At 61.9% G+C, this 5789-nt stretch carries 6 protein-coding genes; 4 read left to right on the plus strand and 2 right to left on the minus strand.

From position 1 onward, the window contains the following. The 4 genes from gshA to ACRXB1_RS28655 form a co-directional block, all read left to right on the plus strand. Positions 1-1508, plus strand: a 1508-nt coding sequence (gene gshA / locus ACRXB1_RS28640) for a glutamate--cysteine ligase (protein WP_449493948.1), incomplete at its 5' end; no start/stop codon positions are given. Positions 1509-1714: 206 nt separating this feature from the next. Then, positions 1715-2290 (plus strand): hypothetical protein, encoded by a 576-nt coding sequence (locus ACRXB1_RS28645; RefSeq protein WP_449493949.1) that lies wholly within the window; start codon positions 1715-1717, stop codon positions 2288-2290. A gap of 448 nt (positions 2291-2738) precedes the next feature. After that, positions 2739-2999 (plus strand): hypothetical protein, encoded by a 261-nt coding sequence (locus ACRXB1_RS28650; RefSeq protein WP_062170313.1) that lies wholly within the window; start codon positions 2739-2741, stop codon positions 2997-2999. 199 nt (positions 3000-3198) lie between these two features. After that, positions 3199-4731 carry an efflux transporter outer membrane subunit gene (locus ACRXB1_RS28655; protein WP_449493950.1) on the plus strand — a complete coding sequence of 511 codons (1533 nt, stop codon included), beginning with the start codon at positions 3199-3201 and terminating at the stop codon, positions 4729-4731. Here ACRXB1_RS28655 and gspN read toward each other — a convergent pair whose 3' ends face one another. Next, positions 4732-5523 (minus strand): type II secretion system protein N, encoded by a 792-nt coding sequence (gspN, locus tag ACRXB1_RS28660; protein ID WP_086380842.1) that lies wholly within the window; start codon positions 5521-5523, stop codon positions 4732-4734. Then, positions 5520-5789, minus strand: a 270-nt coding sequence (gspM, locus tag ACRXB1_RS28665; RefSeq protein WP_449493951.1) for a type II secretion system protein GspM, incomplete at its 5' end; no start/stop codon positions are given. The genes gspM and gspN, both read right to left, overlap by 4 nt.

The raw sequence follows: 5789 nt of genomic DNA on the forward strand, positions 1-5789 counted from the left end.
TGAAGGAGAGTCTGCGCGTCACGCGCAACGGCGCGCTTGCCACCACGCCGCATCCGCGGGCGTTCGGCTCCGCGCTCACGCATCCGCTCATCACGACCGATTATTCCGAGGCGTTGATCGAGCTGATCACGCCGGCCGATAACGACGTGGCGATCACGCTGGACAAACTGGACGAGCTGCATCGTTTCGCTTACGCGCATCTCGGCGACGAACTCCTCTGGAACGACTCCATGCCCGGCCAGCTTCCGGCCGACCAGGAGATCCCGATCGGCAACTACGGAACGTCGAATATCGGCATGCTGAAGCATGTTTATCGGCGCGGGTTGTCGCTTCGATACGGCCGTACGATGCAATGTATTGCCGGGATCCACTACAACTATTCGCTGCACGAAGACGTGTGGCGAGCGTGGGCCGCACTCGACGGCCGCAGCACCACGCACATGGTCGACTTCCAGTCCGAGCGCTATTTCGCGCTGATCCGCAACTTCCGGCGCACGAGCTGGCTGCTCATGTACCTGTTCGGCGCGTCGCCGGCGCTGAACCGACAGTTCCTGCGTGACCGCCCGAATACGCTCGACACGTTGGATGCAACCACGCTTTATCTGCCCTACGCAACCAGCCTGCGCATGAGCGATCTCGGTTACACGAACAACCCGGCGCAAGCCGCGCTGCTGCCTAGCTACGATACGCTCGACGGTTATCTCGATGTGCTCGCCAAGGCGGTCAGCGAGCCTCATCCGCCGTATGAAGCCATCGGCACGCAGCGCGACGGCGAATGGATTCAGATCAACACGAACGTACTGCAGATCGAGAACGAGTTCTACTCGACCATCCGGCCGAAGCGCGTCACGCAGCCGGGAGAACGGCCGTTGCACGCGTTGTCGTCGCGCGGCGTGCAGTACATCGAAGTGCGTTGCCTCGATATCGATCCGTTCGAGCCGACCGGGATCTCGCTGCAGACATCGCGTTTCATGGACGCGTATTTGTTGTATTGCGCGCTTGAAGACAGTCCGCTGTTGCCGCGCCCCGCCAATGAAGAAGCCAACGAAAACTTCGCGCGCATCACGAAGGAAGGCCGTAAGCCGGGCCTGACGCTGGCTCGCGATGGCCGGGAAGTGCCCATGCAAGGCTGGGCCGGCGAGTTGCTGGACGCAATCGAGCCGGTCGCGCGGGCGCTGGACAAACTGCACGGTATCGATGAACACATTTTCGCGCTTGATGCCCAACGGGCGCGGTTGGCGGATGTATCGCTGACACCGTCCGCGCAGGTGCTGTCGATCATGCGCGAGCGCGGCCAAAGCTTCGACGCTTTCGCGCTCGAACTGAGCGAAAGGCACGCCGATCATTTCCGCAGCCGGCCGCTCGAGTCGGAAGTCGAGCGCGAGCTAGAAGCGCTCGCGGCCAAGTCGCTGGAGGATCAGGCAAGAATTGAACGCGATGAAATTGGTTCGTTCGATGCATTCGTCGGCGCGTATCGGGCTTATACGCTAAACCGCATCAGCGTCTAGCGCAGAGACCGTTCAAGCAGCTTTTCCCGCGCCGCGAGTCTTCACCAGCGGCAACCCTTACTGGTTTTGCAACAGGACGCAACGCACGGAAACGCTCGTGCTTGCATCGGGTCTGAAATTAGCGACGAATCAGATTTGGCCGTTTCTGCGCTCCTGCTTCTGCGAGCGTGACCGACCGGCTGAACGCTAATAAAGGAGCGGGGAACATGAAAACAAGCTTGATGAAAACGACGGGTATGGCTGGCGCCGCGGTGGCATTCGCGCTGCTCGGAGGGTGTTCGACGAACGGCCAGATTGCCGGCGAAACCATGGAACAGGCCACGGCGCCGCTCACTTGCACGAACAAGGCCGAATGCGACGCGTGGTGGGGCCGCGCGCAAGTCTGGGTGACCAACCATTCGGAATACAAGCTGCAGACGGTCACCGATTCGATCATCCAGACAACAGGTCCGTCGGGCGGAAAACGCGCTCTCGCCTACCAGATCACCAAGACGCCCAGCAACGAGGGCACAGCGACCATCGGCTTTGCAGCGCATTGCGACAACATGCTCGGCTGCGAACCGAACCCCTGGAAGGCCGGCGCGGACTTCAAGCAGTTTGTGCGTGGCGGTCCATCGCAAATGGGTACGCGGTCCGGCGCCACGGCATCCGGCAATGCATTGCCCCCGGTCTCACCGGCGGCACCTACCAAGCCGATACCGCCCGCAATGCCCGTGCAGGCAATGCCCCCGACGCTCGACAATCAACCGGGTCAGTCGGGCCAGAGCCAGACGCCTGAATAACTTGAAGCAACTCCAGAGAAACAGGGCCGCGTTCGAAAAAGGAACGCGGCTTTTTTACATTTGACTTGCCCAAACGCCCCCAGGACAACCCTATAGGCTCGATAGCCAAAACACTTGCATAGGCATACTTTCGTTCGAAGGCGGTTTTTCCCGATTCGCTGGCCGACCAATGCGAAACAAACTGACTCAACATGAGCACGAAGTTCCACAAACTCAGCCAACCGCGCGGTGACAAGGGTTATCTCCCTTATGGCCCACAGTCTCGCCGCTGACCGGGCGCCAGGACGGAAAAACAACATCGAAAAATATCGCAAGCTATCCGTCTTGAAAATCGATTGCATAGTCAATATTATTATAAGCACCGAGTTACGCGCCAAGGCGCCACCCGAGACTATGTTCTGACCGATTGAAAGCATCGAAAAAATTCGATGCGCATATGGATTTACCGATGAACCGCGCTGCCCAAACTACCCGCCTCCTCGGCCGACGCTTCGGCCAGTCAGTCAGCTCTGCACTGCTGCATATCCTTCCGCCGAACCTGAGTTCGTGGAAACTCGCGCTCTACGTGATCGTGTTTTTGCTGCCGGGCGGATCGTTTGTCGTATTGGGCGCGGCGTGGTTCGAAAATCGACAGATGCGCAAGTCTGCGAAGCCGGCGGCAACCGTCGCCAAGCCCCTGCTGTGCAGCCCGAAGCGCTGCGACGCTTGAAGCAAGCGCATCACTGCGCGGCGTAACGGCTCGTAACTGAATCCGCGACACGCGTAAACCCAGTTTCCTTTCAAGCCGTTACCCTTACGTCTGCCCAAATGCGCGCCTTGCGCGCGCATTCAGTTACCATTTCGGACCCGTTTCGCCTGGCGCCATTGCCTTGCCGGAACGCGCAGCCTCCGACAGGAATTCAGAGCAGATGCCGTACACCCGAATCCCCGTGTTTTATCGACGATCCGCGCTTGTCGTGGTGTTGGCGCTTGCCGGCTGTGCCGTCGGGCCGAATTACAAACGCCCCGACGCTGCCATTCCCGCCGCCTACAAGGAGGCGCCCGAAGGCTGGAAGGTTGCGCAACCGGCTGACCGTATCGACCGTGGGAACTGGTGGACCATTTTCAACGACGCGCAACTCAACGACCTCGAAGGCCGGCTGAACACGTCGAACCAGACGATCGAGCAGTTCGCGGCGACGTACCGGCAGGCGCGCGCGCTGGTTTCGGAGGCGCGGTCTGCGTACTTCCCGACTGTGGGGTTATCGGCGTCGGGAACACGCTCTGGTTCCGGCAATCGGTCCACGAACTCGCAGTTCTCCAGCAGCGGCGTGAGCAATGCCTTCAACCTCGGGCTGGATGCATCTTGGGAACCGGATCTTTGGGGCACGGTCAGCCGCACGGTGAACGCTCAGCGTGCCGGCGAGCAAAGTGCCGCCGCCGACCTTGCGAACGCACGGCTCTCGGCGCAGGCCACGCTGGCACAAACGTATTTCCAGTTGCGTTCGCTCGACGCGCAGCAAAAGCTCCTCGACGATACCGTCGCCGCCTATCAACGCACCTTGCAGCTCACGCAGAACCAGTACGCGCAAGGCACGATCGCGCGCTCGGACGTGATCCAGGCGCAGACGCAATTGCAATCGGCGCAGGCGGCGGCCATCGATAACGGCGTTTCGCGTGCCCAGTTCGAACATGCAATCGCGGTGCTGGTCGGCGAACCGGCATCGACGTTCAGTATTGCCGCATCTCCGCTCGATGCAACCCCGCCCGTGATTCCGTCCGATCTGCCATCGTCCATTCTGGAGCGGCGGCCGGACATCGCCTCGGCCGAGCGCAAGGCTGCGGCAGCGAACGAGCAGATTGGCGTGGAGATCGCTGCGTTTTTCCCGACGTTGACGCTGTCGGCATCGGGCGGATTCCAGAGTTCCGTGCTCTCGCAATTGCTGCGCGCGCCGTCGCAGTTCTGGACGCTCGGGCCAAGCATTGCCGCCACGCTCTTCGATGGCGGCCTGCGGGCCGCTCGCACGGAAGCGGCGCGTGCGGCTTATGACGCGTCTGTCGCGTCTTATCGCCTGGCGGTGCTGACAGCGTTCCAGGACGTCGAGGACAACCTCGCGTCCATTCGCATTCTCGCCAACGAGATCGTGGTTCAGCAGCAGGCGGTGGCGTCGGCGCAGCAGGCGCTGGATATCGTGACGAACCAGTACAAGTCAGGCACGGTCGGATTCATCAACGTGCTCACTGCGCAGACCACGGCGTTCACCGCCCAGCAGAAGCTCGCGAGTATCGCGGGTCAGCGGATGGTGTCGTCGGTCGGGTTGATCAAGGCGCTGGGCGGCGGATGGGAAACCGCGCAGATGAACGAGGAAACGGGGACTGCTGCGGCGCCCGCCGCGGCCGCCAGTTCAACGCAGGATTCAAGCGCAGGGCTTAATACCGGTTCGGTTCTGGCCAAGCAGTAATCAAGGCGCGCCTGACCGGTTCAACGTCAGCTCGACGGTATCCGGGCCGGTATGGCGGCCAAGCAGGTTCAGAAGTCCTGCCAGGTTCTCGCGCGCTTCCGGCGCCGATGTCGCCACGCCGCTGAACGTGCTAGAGCCCTGCGCTACCGCCCCCTGCCCGGTCAGCATCAACGGCCCGCGCGTCGTTGTCAGGTTGATCGTGCCCGCCTGTCCTTCCGCTTGAAACACCACGCGATACGACCCGAGCGGCTTCACGCGCGAGACACGTGACGACATGTCGTCCAGCGTCACGATCACCTGCCCATAGGTGTTGCGTCCCAGCACGCGCCAGTCGGTCCATGTCAGACGCACGTTGCCGTCCGGATCGAGTGTATTGAACGGTGCGCCAAGACCGCTGAGCAAACTCGCCGGCACCGCGATGGAGCCGGACGAAAGCGTCGACTGTTTCGGGCTTGCATCGACGAGAACCGGGTCCGGCATCGCATCCGTCTGGCCCATTTGCATGCGCACGTGCCCGGTGAACAACGGCCAGAAAGCGGTACGCCATTCAATGCGTCCCGGCAGCAAGGTCGCGCCTTCGCCGCCGCCGCCGGTTGCGAGCATCAACGTGGCCGAGCCTTTCCAGAGCGAACCGGCCGGGTCGACCAGATTGACGTGACCGCCCGTGTTCTTGCCGAACTGCGGCACGATCCACGCGGCCGGCAGCATGACCAACAACGTGACGATCACCGATGCAACCGCCACCGCCAACCACGGCCAGGCAGCGAGAAGCCGTCGTGTTCCGTAGTTCATTGTCCTTGGGCCGGTTGCAGCGATGCCGTCAGATCCACCTGGCCATCGGGTTTTTGCGCCGTGATGTGCGCCTCGTTGACCTGCACCTTGTATTGCTTGCGGACATCGTCGAGCCAGACGGTCCACTCGGGGAACGACACGTTCTTCAACTGGAACTGCACGGCCGAACCGACGACCTGAACTTGCGTCGCGGGCATGTTGTTGTCGGCGAGGGACTTGGTCAGTGCATCGCGCAGCGCGCCGCCCGTCGGCGTGACGCCTTGCGA

The sequence above is a fragment of the Caballeronia sp. M23-90 genome (assembly GCF_053574605.1).